We start from the raw sequence: 18,026 nt of genomic DNA, 5'->3' as shown, positions 1-18,026 counted from the left end.
ATATAGTTCAGTCACTAAAAATAAACACTTTAGCATTGCTTATATCTTGCTTTAATCGTATTACCTTACAATCAACCCGTAATCGGCATCTAAAATTGCAATTACTTCTTGGCGCGGATCAGCAGGAATAACAATTTCTTTGCCTACAATTTTACTGGCAATGCCCACGTAGGTATTTGACACCTCAAGCATTACTGACTCAGGTAAAATATAATGTTTAGCTAGCTGCTCACGCTCATCCATGCGGTCTTTATTAAGTAGTACGTCGCTCTCTGGCACGTTATTAATTAACAGCTGACGAAAACCTTCTTTTGAATTTTCAACAATTTTACCGTCGCGGTAAGATGCCTCATCCCAAATACGTGATGAATCAGGCGTGCCTACTTCATCAATATAAATAAGCTGCTCTGCGCCATTTATATCTTCTACATAGCCAAATTCAAATTTAGTATCTACAAATATTTGCCCAAGCTTAGCCAGCTCGCCACTTATTAGCTCAAAACCTTCCACTAATAACTTTTCGTATTGGGCTACATCATCAGCCGTTCTAAAGTTAAATACGCTTAGGTTATTAGTAATATTGCTACGCGTTATATTTACATCATCAACTGGGGGAATATCTGCCACGCCAGTAATAATGCCTTTGGTAGAGGGAGTAATTAATACTTTATCGAGCTTTTGATTAGCTGTTAAACCTTCTGGTAAATTAATACCACAAAAGTCTCGTATGCCTTTAGCGTAGTCGCGCCACATGCTGCCAGTAATATATTGGCGGGCAATGGCTTCTACTTTTACCGTACTGGCTTTACGTACAATCCAAACATACGGATGCGGAATATCAACAATGTGATTACCCGCAAGTCCTGCTTCATCAAATAACTTAAACCAATGCGCAGCCACCGAGTTTAATGCTATACCTTTACCTGGCACGCCATTTAAACCGTTTTCGCCTTGCCAAATACAATCAAAAGCTGAAATTCTGTCGGAAATAACCATAATTGCCAGCTCAGTATCGGCTGGTACTTTATAGCCCTTTTCGCTAATTAAACGTTTGCTGTCTGCGTCGGTTAGCCAATAAACCGAGCGTACTTTACCACTGTGTACTTCACCTTTGGTACGAATAGGTAAATCATCGTTTACGTCTAAAACTTTATAGCTAGTCATGCTATCTCCGGGGTTAGGCATGCTCAAAGAGCAAAGTATGGGATTGGGGTTATAAGCCACATATAATAATCTAGAGTCATAAAAAGCTCAATCGCTTTGGCTAAAGAGCCGATTTTAGCTAGTGATTTACTATTTAGGTTTTAGGATTATTAAAGACTACCGCATAACTGTTTATTTATCATTTGAGCCGAAAAACTCCGTCCTTTAGGTCGGGGATGTAAGGTTTTAGCGCAACGCACTAACAATAGAGCTTGAATCTTACAAAAACACTGAGTATCTTGTAAGGCATGAAAGAGATAGCGGTTAAACAACGGTTCTACCCAACACCTGAGCAAGTAACCTTACTTGAACAGACGTTTGGCTGTACGCGTTTTGTTTACAACTCTATTCTTCGTTGGCGTACTGATGCTTACTACAATGAGCAAATCAAGATTAACTACAGCAAAGCAGCAAGCAATCAGAAACCAACAAACTGCTTTTAAGAACTTCTTTGAGGGTCGAGCTAAATACCCAACTTTCAAAAAGAAGCGCTCGAAACAAAGCGCACAACTAACCAAAGCAGCATTCAGATATACTGATGGTCAGTTGTTCATGGCTAAATCTAAGCAACCTATAAATGTTCGTTGGTCGCGAGAGCTGCCTAGCGAACCAACCACCATTACAATTAGCAAAGACAGTGCGGGTCGCTACTTTGTATCTTGTCTGTGTCGCTTCGAGCCAAAACCACTATCGATTAGTAAAAATACAGTCGGTATTGATTTAGGTTTGACTGACCTTGTTATTGCCTCCAACGGTTTCAAGTCTGGAAATCCCCGTCACACCAAGCGTTACGCTAGTAAACTAGCTAAGACTCAACGTGTGCTATCGAAGAAGAAGAAAGGTTCTTCTAACTTCCACAAAGCCAGAAAGAAAGTCGCTCGCGTTCAAGCAAAGATTGCTGATTGTCGTCACGACTTCACCCACAAACTGACTTCCCAATTGATAAACGATAATCAAGTGATTAGCTGTGAAAGTCTGAGCGTAAAAAACATGGTCAAGAATCGAAAACTTGCTAAAGCAATTAGCGATGCCAACTGGGGCGAGTTCGTGCGCCAACTTACCTACAAAGCTGAGTGGTACGGTCGAACTGTAGTTAAGATTGATAAGTGGTATCCAAGCTCTAAACGCTGTAATTGCTGCGGTCACGTTGTCGATTCCTTGCCGTTACATATCCGCAAATGGTCGTGTCCTCAATGCTCTAGCGAGCGAGACCGCGACATAAATGCGGCACTGAATATTAAAGCTGTCGGGCAGACAGTGTTAGCCTGTGGAGCGTAAGTAAGACTTTAGATTCTTTTGAATTTAAAGCGATACGCTATGAAACAGGAATCCCCCTCCTTTCCCGACTTGTCGGACGCGAAGCGAGGTGGGGGAGGATGTCAATAATATCACTGTATTGCTTTTCATTTACTCTCTTTCATACCCATTATATGAATGCTTATATTTTAAGCCATGCGTAAAGGGTTTGATTAGATCATTGCTTGGCTAATATTAAGCTGGCCGCTGAAATATAACCACTGAACGCGCCCTTCCTTCCTTTCCCTTTTATTATCGCTTAACATCACAACTATAAGTATTTAACTATTAAGTTGTTATGATCACACTTTCTAAGCTGTTATTTAAATGGCATAAAAATGCAGTTAGCCCCACACTTAATATTAACCAGCTGAACATTAAGCAAGGCGAGCATGTATTTTTACATGGACCAAGTGGCTGTGGTAAATCTACTTTACTGGCGTTATTAGCGGGTATTAATACCGCTACCAGCGGTGAGGTATGTATTTTAAATAAAAACTTAAACACCTTAAGTAATACTCAGCGCGATGTGTTTAGAGCGGATCATATTGGTTATATTTTTCAAAATTTTAATTTACTCCCCTATTTAACGCCGCTGGAAAACGTAAGCTTGGGTTGTCAGTTTTCAAAGCAGCGCCAACAACGAGCGCTGCAGCAATCACACTGCTTAACCGCAGAGGCCGCAAGGTTGCTTAATGCCTTAGGGTTAGAGCAGCATTTACATCATCAAGATGTGGGTAAATTAAGTATTGGCCAGCAACAACGTGTGGCTGCTGCGCGTGCATTTATTGGCAGCCCAGAGCTAATTATTGCCGACGAGCCCACATCGGCGCTCGACACCAACAACCGCCAAAGCTTTATAAAACTGCTGTTTGAGCAAGCTAAGCACGCGAACAGTACCTTAGTCTTTGTTAGCCACGACGAAAGCTTGCAACCACTTTTTAATCGCAGCATCGATTTAGTTAACTTGCAGGCAGCATCATGATCTTAATTAAACTCGCCTATAAGAGCCTTTTAAACCGTCGTAGCAGCGTGCTGTTAACTCTGTTTACTATCGCTATTAGCGTTATGTTACTGCTAAGCATTGAACGGGTACGCATAGACGCAAAAAGTAGTTTTAGTAATACCATTTCGGGCACCGATTTAATTGTCGGTGCGCGCACTGGGGATATTCAATTACTGCTCTCGTCCGTATTTCGAATTGGCCACACTAACAACGGTGTGAGTTGGCAAAGCTATGAATACATAACCGGGCAACGCGGCGTAAAGTGGAGCATTCCAATAAGCCTTGGCGACAGCCACAAAGGCCAAGCAGTATTAGGTACCACCCTTGATTACTTTAATTATTATCGGTTTGGCAAAAAGCAGCCACTGAGCTTTAAGCAAGGCCACGCATTTAGCACGATTAACCAAGTCGTGCTGGGGAGTGAGGTGGCGAGTAAATTAAACTATAAACTGGGCGACAGCATTGTTATATCTCATGGTATGGGCAGCACCAGCTTTCATCATCATGATGACAACCCGTTTAAAGTGGTCGGTATTTTAAATGCCACCGGCACCCCAGTAGATAAAACGCTGCATATACCGCTGGCTGCTATCGATTTAATTCATGGTGGCCATAGTGCTGAGCATGACGAACATGAGCACGATGAACATAGCAACTTAGTTGGCCACCCAAAACAAATTACTGCGTTTTTAATGGGCTTTAACTCACCACTTTACACGCTGCAAATTAGGCGCAATATAAACCAATATAAAAAAGAAGCACTACTGGGTATTATGCCTACAGTAACACTAAAAGAGTTATGGGAAATGCTCGCCATTGTTGAAAAAATACTGCTGTTATTTTCTGTTGTGGTAGTCATTATTAGCTTGCTTGGCATGTTAACCACGCTCCTAGCTAACCTTAATCAGCGCCGCAGAGAGCTTGCCATATTACGCTCAGTAGGCGCTCGGCCATGGCAGTTATTCACTCTCATTAGCATAGAGTCACTGCTTACCACCTTACTCGGCTGCATAGTCGGATGTGTATTATTTTATGCGCTGATGTTTTTTGGCGCAGGTTACTTACAAAGTCACGCGGGTATTAGCATTAATATTGCCATGCTCTCTTACTATGAACTCACACTTATAGGCGTTATTATGATTGCAGGATTTATTATTGGTTTAATTCCCGCAACTCGCGCTTACTTTTACTCGCTCAGCGATGGCATGAGTATAAAAATATAACTAGGACAATCATGACGTTTTTAAAAACAACTTTTCAATACATCGCCTTGGTAAGCTTAATGCTAACCAGCTTTATTAGTAGTGCAAATCCACCTAAAGAAATTTTTTGGGAAGACCTAATTCCACAAGGTCATATGCAAATAAACACCCAAGCGCAAGCTAACCACGAAGGCAGTGAGCAAAACTGGGTTCAACCAGATCTAAATGCCCCTGTAGTAAAGGTACTTGATGGTAAATCGGTAAGCCTACCGGGTTTTGTAGTACCGCTTGAAGGCGACAGTGAAGTAATTACCGAATTTTTACTGGTTCCTTATTTTGGCGCCTGTATACACGTACCGCCGCCGCCGCCAAATCAAATAGTACATGTAACTATTAAAGGCGGTGTCCCCATCGACAGCCTATACGACGCCATAGTAGTGACTGGTGTAATTAGCACCCAAACATGGTCTGGCGAAATAGCCCAAGTAGGCTACACAATGAAAGCCGTAGGCGTAGCCCCGTTTGAACTTTAAAACCGGAAGCTTCAGCAGATAAGATTTATCTCTCCACATCACGCTACTCCCCCCTCTTTGTGAATTAATTACTTAAAAGCATTTTGCACAAAGAGGGTAGATCAGAATATCCAATGCTTATATATTTTCATTTTTCTTATGGTTCGAGACTCGCTGCCTTTATTTCTGACATTTCCCACAAAACACAGTACTTCTTTGCCCTAACCTTACTTCTTGTAATTCGCTTTTACACACCAAGCAAGGTTGCCCTTTACGACCGTACACTAAAAGTTGCTGAGCAAAGTAACCCGGTTTCCCGTCGCTTTGGGCAAAATCTTTTAAGGTAGTGCCACCTTGGGTTATTGCCGCGGCTAGCGTGTCTTTAATTATAGGAATAAGCGCTTCAAAACTTTTCAGCGATACTTTACCGGCTTCGCGGCGAGGATCTATTCCCGCTTTAAATAACGATTCATTAGCGTAAATATTACCGACCCCTACAACGATGGCGTTATTCATTATAAATTGTTTTACCGGCACTTTTTTATTGCGTGATTGCTGATACACCTGTTTCGCAAAAAACTCGTCAGTAAGCGGCTCAGGCCCGAGCTTTGCCAGTAACTTATGAACTGAGCCCGGCGCTTGCCATAGGCAGCAACCAAAGCGGCGCGGATCGTTTAAGCGCAGCGCTTTACCGTTAGCAAAAATAAATTCTATATGATCATGTTTTTTAAGTGGCTCGTTAGCACTTACTACACGTAAATTGCCCGACATACCTAAATGCAAAATTGTAGAGCCTAACTCACAGTGTAATAACAAATATTTTGCGCGGCGCTCAACGCCCGTTACGGTTAAACCCGTTAGCTGATATACATCGTCTGGCACCGGCCAACGCATGCTGCCATTATGAATATTTACCTTAGTAACAACTTGATTTAAAACATGCGGGGTTATGCCCATGCGGCTTACTTCTACCTCTGGTAATTCAGGCATTTAATACACTCACTTTATTATAAAGATTATTGTTCGCTCGGGGTTGAACTAGGAAACAACTGTTTAACTACGGCTAAATCAAGCGCAAATACACGCTGGCTATTTTTTTCGAGTAAATAATACTGACCATCGCCCTTGTAAAGCAAATACACCCAAGGTAATGGTTCGCCCGCCAGTTCAAAGGTAGCTACCGAAAGTGGCGCATTAGGATTAAACACAACTGACTCATGAACCGACATAAGCTGAGCACTTTGCCACACGTTAACCAGTTCGCCTAGCTGCTGCTCCGTACCTTGCCAAGTAAGCGGCACATCGGTTTGTAATGCGGTTGTACGCCAGCTTGTGCCTATACGTTCAATTTTTTGATCAACAAAACTCAACGTTAATACAAAACTTTGTATTGGTAACACTGGTTGCAATACCGGCTCGTTATTATTACCACCAATATTTTTATGCCAACCATTTAAAAAGAAGATCATAATCAACATCGAAAAAATAATAACGTTGTTCCAACCTTTACGGCTTAATTGCATGCTCGATGTTCCTAATTAGTTCAATAGCTTAAAGTGTAACCAAAACTTAATTACACTGTCTATATGTTAAATCCACTATACTTTGTTAGAATACGCGCAAATTTTTAGGAGTTTCATCAATGTCAATGTATGTAGTGGGCCATAAAATCCCAGATTCAGATTCAATATGCGGCGCAATTGCACTCGCTTATTTAAAAAACCAAATTAATGAACCAGCCATTCCAACGCGTCTTGGTGAAATTTCACCAGAAACTCAATTTATTCTTAATAAATTTGGCTTCGAAGCGCCAGAGCTAAAGCTTAGCTACGCCGGCGAAGATGTGTATATTGTAGACCACACAGAAAAAACCCAAGCACCAGATGATATAGACCAAGCCCGCATAGTTGGCGTGGTAGATCACCATAAACTTGGCGACCTAACTTCATCAGCACCACTTGAGTGTTGGATCCGCCCTGTAGGTTGTTCAAACACCATAATTAAAATGATGTACGATTTTTACAATGTAGAAATCCCTAAAAACATCGCCGGTATTATGATGTGCGCTATTTTAAGCGACACCGTTATTTTTAAATCGCCAACGTGCACTACTGCCGATATTAAATGTGTTGAAGCGCTAGCAGAAATAGCCGGTATTGACGATCCTAAAGAGCTCGGCATGGACATGTTTCGCGTTAAATCGGCAGTTGCCGACACGCCTATACGCGACCTAGTTATGCGCGACTTTAAAGACTTTAACATGAACGGCAACCTAGTAGGCATAGGCCAACTAGAAGTGATCGACCTTGCCGTATTTGACGATATTAAAGCTGATTTAGCAGCCGATATTGCCAAGCTTAAAACTGAGGGCAATCGCCACTCAGTATTTTTACTGCTTACTGACATCATGAAAGAAGGCTCAGAAATGCTAATTGCATCAGACGACGCAAATCTAGTAGAGCAAGCTTATGGTGAAAAACCAGCAGACGGAAAAGTATGGCTAGACGGCGTACTGAGCCGTAAAAAGCAAGTAGTGCCACCACTACAAGACGCTTTTCAAAAGTAGAATGTAAGCAGATACTAGAGATCAGCAATCAGACTTCAAAAAAACACCGCGTTTAAATAAACGCGGTGTTTTTGTTTAAAATCGTAATAATCAAATATTATAAAGTCACACTATCAACAAATACTATTGTGCCTTTTATGTATGGCCAAAACCTGACCACTGCCCTTGAATTTTTAGCCTGCTCTTTCGACTCTTATTTTTACCTGAGTCCTTGATACCTAAAATCCACTCTTTAACCAGCTATTTACCTCTAATCACTACCAAATAAATCGCGTGTATATACTTTATCTGTAATATCACTCAACTCTTCAACCATGCGGTTAGCGACGACTACATCTGATATTTGTTTAAATTCATTTAAGTTTCTAATAACGCGAGAGTTATAAAAAACATCTTCTTTAAGTTCTGGCTCATACACCACCATTTTCACATTACTGGCTGCAATTCGCTTCATGATCCCTTGAATGGCAGACGCCCTAAAGTTATCAGATCCCGTTTTCATAACGAGCCGGTAAATTCCAACGACTTTAGGATTCCGCTTAATAATTGAATCCGCTATAAAATTTTTACGTGTGATGTTGGCATCAACAATAGCGCAAATCATATTATTGGGTATGTCTTTATAGTTTGCTAATAACTGCTTGGTATCTTTTGGCAAACAATAGCCGCCATAACCAAACGACGGATTGTTATAATGATTACCAATGCGAGGATCAAGTCCAACCCCTTGTATAATTTGTTTGCTATTTAACCCATGCGCCTCGGCATACGTATCAAGTTCGTTAAAATATGCGACCCGCATTGCAAGATAGGTATTTGAAAATAATTTAATTGCTTCAGCTTCGGTCGATTCAGTAAACAACACTGCTATATCTTGTTTAACCGCCCCTTGCTTAAGTAAATTAGCAAATACAGCAGCACGCTCACTTTGCTCACCAACCACAATACGTGATGGGTGTAGGTTATCGTAAAGCGCTTTACCTTCACGTAAAAACTCAGGAGAAAATATAATATTGTCTACGCCCAGCTGCGCTTTTATCCGCTGCGTAAAACGTACTGGCACTGTCGATTTAACAATTATTACCGCGTGTGGATTATAAGCCAAAGCGTCGTTTATCACGGCCTCAACAGAGCTGGTATTAAAATTATGAGTGTGGGTATCGTAATCGGTAGGGGTCGCTATAATAATAAAGTCAGCGTTGCAGTACGCCATGCTTTTATTAGTTGTTGCAGTAAAATTTATATCATCTCGTTGTAAATATTCACTTATATGAAAATCGACTATCGGCGATTGCTTATTATTTAAAAGGGCTATTTTTTGCTCATCTATATCAAGTGCTATAACCTCGTTATGCTGGGCTAGTAACATGGCGTTCGACAAACCCACATAGCCAGTACCTACAACCGTTATTTTCATATTAATCCCGAGTATTTAAAAAAGATAAATATCTTAACCAGATTAAAGTATAGTAAAGGCTAAATTATAGGCAAATTGAAAAGTATAAAACCAATAGCTCCCATTTAAATTTGAAATTGGTATAAAGCTTTATCTAGCGTCAATAAACTTGGCCGGTTCCGCGTCAAATTTTTAAGTAAAAGTATCATCATCGATGATTAAGAAAGCGCAGCGCTTTAAATGTATTAGTTGACGATATCAGAAAGTCCAACCAAGCACCGAACTTGACTAATTTTCATCTAACATCTAAAAATCTACTTTGTATTTTTAACCTACAAAAAACAAAAAAACACCGAGCTCAAATTGAACTCGGTGTTTATTCTAGTTTATCGAATGCATAGCGAAAAAACCAGTGTTCAGAGCGAAGCGATGTCGCTGGGTAGTTCACTAACTTACTAATAACCGATCTTTTTAATTCGATGAATACTTTTTTTCTGGTAAGCCTAACTTGTTTCTAAAAAAGTTAATTACCTTACAATAATTGGCCAAAAAGACTAAATATCCAATAAAAACAGCTATAAACCCATAAAACATAAAATACTCTGGTATTAATAAGATTTCGCCTAACATACCTACACCTGCTAATAGCGAAGCAATAAAGCAAATTAAAGCGAGTGTTTGCAATGACGAAAAGCCTAAACGTTGGCAAATATGATGTAAGTGATCTCGATCAGGCTTAAATGGTGACTTACCCTGCTTAACTCGGCGAACCATTATAGCAACCATATCCATAAGTGGTAAGGCAATAAGCCATAGTGCAGTTACAGGACGAATCATTGGGTTACCAGCTGTTTGGCTAGCGCCTATCAACAACCAAATAACCGTAAAACCAATCATCATACTACCTGCATCACCCATAAATACTTTTCGCTTATGGCCAACTAATCCAAGATTCATTAAAATATAAGGAACCATGCAAACTACTAGTAATAAACATAAATAGCTTAAGCTCTGCTCACCTGAAAGCGATAACAATATACCCACACTGCCAAAGGTAACTATTGATAAGCCACCTAAAAGCCCATCAATACCATCAATACCATCAACCATATTAAAAGCATTAATACAACCAATTACAGCTAATACGGTTATTATCCCACCAAAAAATTCTAAATCAATAACACCAAAACCTAACAAATCACCTAAGCTATGTAGCTCTGCATTAGCAAAATAAATCATAGCAATAGATATTAGTGCTTGTACTACCATCCGTATTTTCACACTTAAGTCAAAGCGATCATCCAATGCGCCAACAACAGTTAAACCACAGATACAAAGCATATATAAGTTGGCGTGGTTAATCATACCTGGGTGTGAATAAATATAATTGACGATAGTAATACAAATAGCGACACCACCAACTAACGGTATATTACCTGTATGTAATTTTCTACCCGTAGGTTGATCAACTAAGCCGACTCTACGTGCAACTTTACGCATTAAAAATAGAATTGCAAAGGCAATAAAAAAGGTGAAAAGAAGATCAAGAAACATATAAAGTCCAGATGTAAATTTTTAAATAAGCTTAATCTCACCCTAAAACTATAAGATAAAATTAGGCCTGCTGATATTTGAATATTAAATAATAAAGAGTAGCTAGCTTTTAATTGAAATGTGTCTTTTTAAGTACTTATTTCATAAATTTTATACTTCAGCTATAACAACCCTAAGGCATGTAACTTAAAACTTTAATAATGTTTTTGCTTGTTCTTCAATAAAGGGTCCCTCTTTTATTTCTAATATTAACGCCCTATCTGAAATACACTCAACACTATGAACATCACCAGGTTCAAACTCAACAGCGTGAACATCCTGTTCATCACCGATTAAAAAAGATGTGATACTAGAGCCATCAGGATTATGAAGTGTTACTTTCAACACACCACTTTGTACAACAAACATTTCCCACTGATGTTCTTTTTCATGAAAGTGTGGCTCCACATAGCTTCCTTTAATAAGAGCAATATAGAGCCTTTGAACCTTGTCTTCAAAGCTCGTATGTAAGTTTAAATGGGCGCGTTTTCGAGAAGAATTACTTGCCTTTTCAAACAATGACTCGATATTGAGTTTGTCAATTTTTTTCATTTCACTTCTAATCTTTTAATAATATTTTTAGCTATAGATGTGACCGAAAATTCATTTTTTAATAATGAAAGCGAATTTTCTCCAATGCTTTTACGTAATTGAGGATTTTCATAAAGCTTAATTGCATTTTCTAACAATTGTTTATCGTCACCATTTACCGTAATAAAGCCTGCGCCTTGTGAGTTAACTAATTCTTGCAGGTCGTTATTTGGGTTTACACTCCCCAAAATAGGTATTGAATCGACCATATAGCCTAATAGCTTGCCGGGAAAGTTATGCGCCGTATGTTTGCCCGATAAAGAAAACAAGCCTATGTCTATCTCAGATAGCATTTGCTTAAATTCATGTTGGTTAATCGAGGGCATATAAGTAAAGTTAGTTAATTGCCATTGCTGCGCAAGTTGGTTTATCAGTTCAACTTCATCACCTTGTCCAACAAAAAGAAAATGTGCATTGTCATTATGTTGCATACTTTTAACTAAACGCATTAGGTTTGCCATGTCTTGCGCATGCCCAATATTACCACCATAAAAGTAAATTATTTTATTTTCTAAATTAAGCCGTTCTCTAATAGAGGTAGTGTTTTTATTGCTGTTGGTTGGATTTAAAGCCGCCCAATTTCTCAATATTTCAGTGGGATAAACAACACTATTGCTTTGGCAGAAAACCTCAACATTTTTCTCCGACATAAGTCCAATAGTATCTGCAGCTTGATATGAGCGCTTTTCAAAAAATCTAAAGTACCGCTCTATTAATGAGCCTTTATTTATCATTCCAGCGTCTATCACCCACTGAGGAAACAAGTCTCTTAATACTAAGTAAGAGGGGCACTTACAATACTTTTTAATTTTATTGACTAAGCCACCAAAAAAAATAGAAGGAGAGTAATAAATTACGCCATCAAATGTTTGTTCATTCACCTTTTGCTTAATGGCTGACCAAGCCCTGAACGAAAGTAACGTTTCATTTAGCGCTCTAGTTACTTTGCCAACATCTTTAATTGGACCTGAACTAAAACGCCAAACTTTTACACCATCTATGCTTTGTTCAGTAAATTTTTTCGCCTGCCCTACAGCAGGAGTAATTACTGTTACATGATGCCCACTTGCCATGAGCTCAAGTGCGAGCTCATGAAACATTTTAGCACCAACCCTGGTGCTATCTGGCAGGTAGTCATCAATGATTAAAGCAAGTTTCATTAATATTTTTTCCACACAACTCTGTTAACATAGTCGGTATAACTAATAATAGTTCTTAAAACTTTATCTGACACATTAGGCGCAATATAGTTTTGAACTTTATTAATCAGTCTGTGCTCACCACGAAGCTGCTTATCTAGTATTTCGATTGCTTGTAATATGCGTTCAACATTCATACCCGTAAACATAACAGCCCCCTCTTCAAATCCTTCAGGGCGCTCTTGTGCATCTCTAATATTAACTGCTGGAAAGTTTAATATTGAAGATTCTTCGGTAATAGTGCCGCTATCGCTTAATACTACTTTTGCGTCCATCTGAAGTTTTACGTAATCACTAAAACCAAGTGGTTTTAACAATTTAACTAATGGATGAAACTCGAGATTTAATAAATCTATTTTTTTTCTGGTACGCGGGTGGGTAGATACAATAATAGGATGCTGATATTTTTCTGCAATTGCATTTAATGCTTGCACATAATTGTGAATATTTTTTTCAGAATCTACGTTTTCTTCTCTGTGCACACTTACCACAAAATACTCACCTGATTTTAAGCCAAGCGTTGTTAAAATTTTAGCATTCGAAATTTTATCTTTGTAGTGATTCAGTACTTCATCCATAGGACTGCCTGTTTTAACTATTAGGTCAGGCTTTAAGCCTTCAGCCAATAAATACTCACGGGCAATATCCGTATAAGGCATATTAACATCTGAAATATGATCAACTATTTTACGGTTAATCTCTTCTGGTACTCGCATGTCAAAACAGCGGTTACCTGCTTCCATATGAAATATTGGAATTTTTTTACGCTTAGCCGGAATAGCCGCCATTGCACTGTTAGTATCCCCCAAGATCAGCATTGCATCGGGCTTAACTTCTGCAAACATAGCATCTGACTTACTAATTACTTGCGCCATTGTTTCAGCCGCGGTAGCGCCGGCACATTCTAAAAATATGTCTGGTGCGCGAATACCTAAGTCTTCAAAAAATATTTGATTAAGTTCGTAATCATAGTTTTGTCCTGTATGCACTAATATATGCTCACAAAATTCATCAAGCTTTGCTATGGTGCACGACAGTCGAATAATTTCAGGACGAGTACCTACAACGGTAACAACTTTTAACTTTTTCATGCTTTATACCTTTTTACGTAATCTGTATGCATATATTCAACAAGGTCGCTCCACGCCGGTGGGCTAAACTGAGTTAATTGCCTAAATTTATCTGAGTTTAGCGAGCGATCTATAACCAGCTCTTGCGACTCAGCAATAGTGATTTGTTTTTGATATTGCTCCGCAATCAATTTTAATAGCGTGTATTTGTCAATGGGCTCTGCCGATAAGTGTAATAACCCTGCAACCTCTGGGTTTGGCAAAATATATCCACCAACAACTTGGCTATATAACAGGTAGGCAAGCCAGAGAACACGGCTTTAGAAAAACCTTTAGTGCTTTCGCCTTGCGATAAAAACCAGTCAACTAAACTTACGGATGAGGCTAATTCGTGCCCTATAATTGAGGTTCTTAAGGTTAAGTGCTTGCCATAACCCACTTCACCAAGACATTTAGATTTACCGTATAAGTCGCGCGCATCGGGTAACGAACCTTCGTTATATAAACCTTCATCGCCAGTAAACACACAGTCGGTTGAAAAGTGAATCAATTTTGCATTAACTTGATCACAAATATTAGCCAGCTCATGCGGAAGCAATGCATTAATTTTAACGGCATCTATGTGTTGCTTTGAAATACCATGCTGCTTAATTAAACCCACACAGTTAATGACTACATCAGGTGCCACGGTTTCGATTGCGTGCTGCAATGAGCTAATGTCGTAGGCGTCAACGCCGGTAATTAATTGCTGCTGTACATTGCTAAAAAACGACTCTTTGCCGGCAATACTGCGCACTGTGCCAGATACTGATAAGTTAGCGTGTTCATTTAAGTTGCTAAACAGGCTGTAACCTAGCATGCCTGTAGCACCAAGAATTAATATTTTCATGCCTAAACACCTTCCGGAACAATGATGTTTCCAGACTCAATTTCACGCATGAAATCAAGCTTACGTAGCAGCTGCTTCATACCTTCAACGTCTAAACGCTCAGTATTATGCGAGTTATAATCTTCAACTTTTGATAAGTCAGACTCACCTTCCTCAAAAAACTTTGAGTAGTTTAAATCTCTATTATCTGCTGGCACTCTAAAGTATTCACCTTGCTCTTGTGCAACAAACATTTCTTCGCGGCTACAAAGTGCTTCAAACAATTTTTCGCCATGGCGGGTACCGATTACATTTACAACATGCTCAGGCTTCTTCAGCATTTCAAGTAATGCAGTTACTAATACTTCAATAGTTGCTGCTGGTGCTTTTTGTACAAAAATATCGCCATTTTTTCCGTTTTCAAACGCATGTAGCACTAAATCAACTGCATCATCAAGTGTCATCATAAAGCGGGTCATAGTTGGGTCGGTAATGGTGATTGGCTCGTTATTTACAACTTGGCGTATAAACAAAGGGATTACTGAACCACGTGACGCCATTACATTACCGTAGCGCGTACAACAAATAGTTGTATTAGTGTTTTCAAGATTACGACTTTTAGCAACAATCACTTTTTCCATCATTGCTTTTGAAATACCCATAGCATTAATTGGGTATACCGCCTTATCTGTACTTAAACACACCACTCTTTCAACATTATTGACTATTGCGGCTTCTAGCACGTTCTCTGTACCTAGTACGTTAGTTTTAACGGCTTCTAACGGGTAAAATTCACATGATGGAACTTGTTTTAACGCTGCAGCATGGTAAACATAATCAACACCACGCATCGCAGTATTAACACTTTGGCTGTCGCGTACATCACCTATATAAAACTTTAATTTGTCTGACTGAAAATGCTTACGCATGTCGTCTTGTTTTTTTTCATCACGTGAAAAAATGCGAATTTCTTTTATGTCGGTATTTAAAAAGCGACGCAATACTGCATTACCAAATGAGCCTGTACCGCCGGTGATAAGTAAAACTTTGTTTTTAAACATTTAAAGAACCTTTTAATTTCTTGATTATAGCCATATAACTATCGACTTTAGTGTCGTTATCTCCGGACTCTAGTAATATCTGCGGGTAGAGTGATTTTTTAAAATGGATCAATTGACTATTTATATAAAACTCGCGAAGAACTGTGTCTAATACTTTAGAAATATCATTAACACTATACGGGTTAAAATAAAATGCAGAATCTAAACATATATTTCTAGCAAACGGCAAATCGCTAGTTAGTATTAAAGTATTAGAAGCCATCGCCTCGAGATAGCTAACAGTAAAACATTCTATCAATGTTGGCAGATATAATGCATCACATGCTTTATAAACTGCTTTGCAATCAACAATATCGATTGGGCCTATATTGGTTGTATATTTCTTAAATTCACTATCAAGCAACTCATATTCAGCAAAATCAATAGTGACTATAAAAGTGAAGTCAAAGCCATTCTTTTCTAATTGCTGGCCAACCAAGGGGATCGTTTTCAAGTTTTTATGAGGGTAATTATGAGATATTGTAACAAATTTAAATTTTTTAATATCTCGTAAACCGTACTTATCCGTTTCCTCAGATGACTCTATAAAGTGTTGTGATATACAATTCCCCACAACGCTAATTCTATCCTTTTCACATTTAAAAACCTTACAAAATTGCTCTTGCATATCTAAGGTTTCAGTGACGTAAACAGCTTTCTTTTTAAAAAGTAATTTTCTTAAAATATAGTTTTTTACTTTTTGCTTCCATTTAATAAAACTACTAAAAATAGTATATGCTTTTGAGTTTGGAGAAACTAACCACGCATTTGCAAAACCTATCAGGTGCTTAGCTTTAACTGGATGCCAATAACTAGGGCCGAAAATAGTGAAGGCAACACTAATATTGAATTTTTTTTCTAATTTGTTCAAATATTTATAGCTTTTTATAAAACTAAAAATATTTTTAAAACTAAAATCACAAACAAAAACATTTTTCAACTTTCCTTCTGGTATTGACAGTTGTTGGTAAACCCTCGAGCTTGTAACAAAGTAAATATTCTCGCCTCGAGGATTTACTAGCAAAGAGTCAATCACAGAAACCGCTACCTGTAACCCACCACCCACTTTAATATTCGTTGCATTTATTAAGATACTCACAGAGAACGTCCTTTAGTGTTAAATAAAAAATTAACTATGAAGAATGAAAATAATGCTGACATAAAAAATGCAAAGCTCGATAATAAATCACCCCGTAATACAAAAATCAAATAACCTATCAAAAATAAATAAAATATAGCTGATGGCTTATTTATAACACCTTGTTCACTCCAAAATAAGCGGTCAAAAAAAGCACATAACAAGCTTAAAAGAACACAAAAAATAACCACCCCTAAAATGCCAAAATTAATGAAACCTTCACCAAAGAAATTCATGGAAATATTATTAAATGTATAACCTAATTCTTCCGCAACATAATATCCTGAACCAACAGGCTTATCTTCCCAAATACTTCTCGGCACAAAAAAGAATAGAACACCTATTAACTGGTTTCCTCCTGTTGTTATATTTTCAGAAAATACTCTTAGAAAGTTTTGATAAGAATCAAAGTGCCCTTTAACAAAGAAGGATATATCTGGAATAAACTGCAATTCTAAATCGTCTCTAAACACCCTGAACTGTTCTAAAAAAGGGAATATTAATAAGATCGACAAAATAAAAAATAGAATACCTTTGATACCTTTTAATAAACTTGGAAAAGCAATTAGTAAAAGAGGTATATAGATAGAAGCAGTTAAAAATCGCGCTATTCCAAATGGGAATGCACATAACAAAAGAGTTATACAACTAAAAGCAAGCATGAGTTTATTCTGTTTATAAAAAACCAATATAAATGCAGTGATAAAGAAAGGAATAAATTTACTTGTATATGAAAAAATGAGTGTTTGACTCGATACCACTTCCGCTGTTTCTTTTAAAATACCACCTCTTAAAAACAAACTGATAATAGAAAAATTATTTATATAAAGAGCTAAAAAAAAACAAATAAAACACAATCCACTTAAAACGATCTTTGTAATAAAAGGCAATCGTTTTATTGCCCCAGGAATCATGTAACTTACCCCTTCTTTTTTTTCAAATGTTAATTTATTAAACATGTAATAAACCACAAAAAATAAAAAATTAACTAGAGTTATAAGCACATTAAAAAGTAGATAGTCTTTCTCATAAAAGGGCTCTCCCCCCCACATGACAAAATCACCAATAAATTGCATATAAGGTGCAATGCCCATAAATATAAACTGGAAAAAATAAAAAATTCTTAATAATGTTAGCCCATTTTTTCCTGCAAAAAATAAGAATACCAAGGGCTGGATTATCACTATATAGAATGATAAATGCACTAAATCATATGAAAGCTGTTGCTCAAAAAAAATAGAGTTAGCCACATAAAAAATAAATAAAAAAGAAATTGCTTTGATCAT

General features: G+C 38.0%; 18 protein-coding genes. 6 read left to right on the top strand and 12 right to left on the bottom strand.

Features of this window, described 5'->3' with window-relative positions; all coding sequences use genetic code 11:
* Window positions 1-60: 60 nt before the first annotated feature.
* Complete coding sequence (locus tag PTRA_RS02350; protein ID WP_058372551.1) at window positions 61-1,164, bottom strand: phosphoribosylaminoimidazolesuccinocarboxamide synthase; 1,104 nt, start codon at window positions 1,162-1,164, stop codon at window positions 61-63.
* Window positions 1,165-1,451: 287 nt separating this feature from the next.
* Between PTRA_RS02350 and PTRA_RS19200 the strand changes: the two genes are divergently transcribed.
* The 5 genes from PTRA_RS19200 to PTRA_RS02330 all read left to right on the top strand — a co-directional run bounded on the left by PTRA_RS19200 (window position 1,452) and on the right by PTRA_RS02330 (window position 5,240).
* On the top strand, window positions 1,452-1,646 hold the full coding sequence (locus PTRA_RS19200; RefSeq protein WP_237113467.1) for a helix-turn-helix domain-containing protein: 195 nt from the start codon (window positions 1,452-1,454) through the stop codon (window positions 1,644-1,646).
* Window positions 1,582-2,481: an RNA-guided endonuclease InsQ/TnpB family protein gene (locus PTRA_RS02345; protein ID WP_237113466.1), complete on the top strand. Its 900-nt coding sequence runs from the start codon at window positions 1,582-1,584 to the stop codon at window positions 2,479-2,481. The genes PTRA_RS19200 and PTRA_RS02345 overlap by 65 nt, the downstream gene beginning before the upstream one ends.
* A 316-nt stretch (window positions 2,482-2,797) precedes the next feature.
* Entirely contained in the window at window positions 2,798-3,484 is a 687-nt protein-coding gene (locus PTRA_RS02340; protein ID WP_058372550.1) for an ABC transporter ATP-binding protein, read from the top strand.
* Complete coding sequence (locus tag PTRA_RS02335) at window positions 3,481-4,728, top strand: ABC transporter permease (RefSeq protein WP_058372549.1); 1,248 nt, start codon at window positions 3,481-3,483, stop codon at window positions 4,726-4,728. The genes PTRA_RS02340 and PTRA_RS02335 overlap by 4 nt, the downstream gene beginning before the upstream one ends.
* A gap of 11 nt (window positions 4,729-4,739) precedes the next feature.
* Window positions 4,740-5,240 (top strand): DUF3299 domain-containing protein, encoded by a 501-nt coding sequence (locus PTRA_RS02330; RefSeq protein ID WP_058372548.1) that lies wholly within the window; start codon window positions 4,740-4,742, stop codon window positions 5,238-5,240.
* A 159-nt stretch (window positions 5,241-5,399) separates the two neighbouring features.
* Here the strand turns inward: PTRA_RS02330 and mutM are convergent, their stop codons facing one another.
* Window positions 5,400-6,209, bottom strand: a complete 810-nt coding sequence (gene mutM / locus PTRA_RS02325) for a bifunctional DNA-formamidopyrimidine glycosylase/DNA-(apurinic or apyrimidinic site) lyase (protein ID WP_058372547.1) — start codon at window positions 6,207-6,209, stop codon at window positions 5,400-5,402.
* Between the two features lie 26 nt (window positions 6,210-6,235).
* On the bottom strand, window positions 6,236-6,742 hold the full coding sequence (locus PTRA_RS02320) for a hypothetical protein (RefSeq protein ID WP_058372546.1): 507 nt from the start codon (window positions 6,740-6,742) through the stop codon (window positions 6,236-6,238).
* Window positions 6,743-6,861: 119 nt separating this feature from the next.
* On the opposite strand from PTRA_RS02320, the gene PTRA_RS02315 reads away from it, so the two are divergent.
* Entirely contained in the window at window positions 6,862-7,785 is a 924-nt protein-coding gene (locus PTRA_RS02315; RefSeq protein WP_058372545.1) for a manganese-dependent inorganic pyrophosphatase, read from the top strand.
* A gap of 250 nt (window positions 7,786-8,035) precedes the next feature.
* Here PTRA_RS02315 and PTRA_RS02310 read toward each other — a convergent pair whose 3' ends face one another.
* The 9 genes from PTRA_RS02310 to PTRA_RS02270 all read right to left on the bottom strand — a co-directional run bounded on the left by PTRA_RS02310 (window position 8,036) and on the right by PTRA_RS02270 (window position 18,026).
* Window positions 8,036-9,202, bottom strand: a complete 1,167-nt coding sequence (locus PTRA_RS02310; RefSeq protein WP_058372544.1) for a nucleotide sugar dehydrogenase — start codon at window positions 9,200-9,202, stop codon at window positions 8,036-8,038.
* 450 nt (window positions 9,203-9,652) lie between these two features.
* A complete protein-coding gene (gene wecA / locus PTRA_RS02305) occupies window positions 9,653-10,735 on the bottom strand; it encodes a UDP-N-acetylglucosamine--undecaprenyl-phosphate N-acetylglucosaminephosphotransferase (protein WP_058372543.1) in 1,083 nt (360 codons plus the stop codon).
* 186 nt (window positions 10,736-10,921) lie between these two features.
* Window positions 10,922-11,326, bottom strand: a complete 405-nt coding sequence (locus tag PTRA_RS02300; protein WP_058372542.1) for a WbuC family cupin fold metalloprotein — start codon at window positions 11,324-11,326, stop codon at window positions 10,922-10,924.
* The gene (locus PTRA_RS02295; RefSeq protein WP_058372541.1) at window positions 11,323-12,525 is read right to left on the bottom strand and encodes a glycosyltransferase family 4 protein; all 1,203 of its coding nucleotides are present in this window, start codon (window positions 12,523-12,525) and stop codon (window positions 11,323-11,325) included. Before PTRA_RS02295 ends, PTRA_RS02300 begins: the two co-directional genes overlap by 4 nt.
* Window positions 12,525-13,655: a non-hydrolyzing UDP-N-acetylglucosamine 2-epimerase gene (gene wecB / locus PTRA_RS02290; protein ID WP_058372540.1), complete on the bottom strand. Its 1,131-nt coding sequence runs from the start codon at window positions 13,653-13,655 to the stop codon at window positions 12,525-12,527. The genes PTRA_RS02295 and wecB overlap by 1 nt, the downstream gene beginning before the upstream one ends.
* Before the next feature lie 172 nt (window positions 13,656-13,827).
* A complete protein-coding gene (locus tag PTRA_RS02285) occupies window positions 13,828-14,523 on the bottom strand; it encodes a dTDP-4-dehydrorhamnose reductase family protein (RefSeq protein WP_237113465.1) in 696 nt (231 codons plus the stop codon).
* 2 nt (window positions 14,524-14,525) lie between these two features.
* Window positions 14,526-15,563: a polysaccharide biosynthesis protein gene (locus PTRA_RS02280; RefSeq protein ID WP_058372539.1), complete on the bottom strand. Its 1,038-nt coding sequence runs from the start codon at window positions 15,561-15,563 to the stop codon at window positions 14,526-14,528.
* On the bottom strand, window positions 15,556-16,701 hold the full coding sequence (locus PTRA_RS02275; RefSeq protein ID WP_058372538.1) for a glycosyltransferase: 1,146 nt from the start codon (window positions 16,699-16,701) through the stop codon (window positions 15,556-15,558). Before PTRA_RS02275 ends, PTRA_RS02280 begins: the two co-directional genes overlap by 8 nt.
* Complete coding sequence (locus PTRA_RS02270) at window positions 16,698-18,026, bottom strand: O-antigen polymerase (protein ID WP_058372537.1); 1,329 nt, start codon at window positions 18,024-18,026, stop codon at window positions 16,698-16,700. Before PTRA_RS02270 ends, PTRA_RS02275 begins: the two co-directional genes overlap by 4 nt.

The sequence above is a fragment of the Pseudoalteromonas translucida KMM 520 genome (genome assembly GCF_001465295.1).
Lineage (GTDB): Bacteria > Pseudomonadota > Gammaproteobacteria > Enterobacterales > Alteromonadaceae > Pseudoalteromonas > Pseudoalteromonas translucida.
This window is presented reverse-complemented; position numbering and strand designations above follow the sequence as displayed.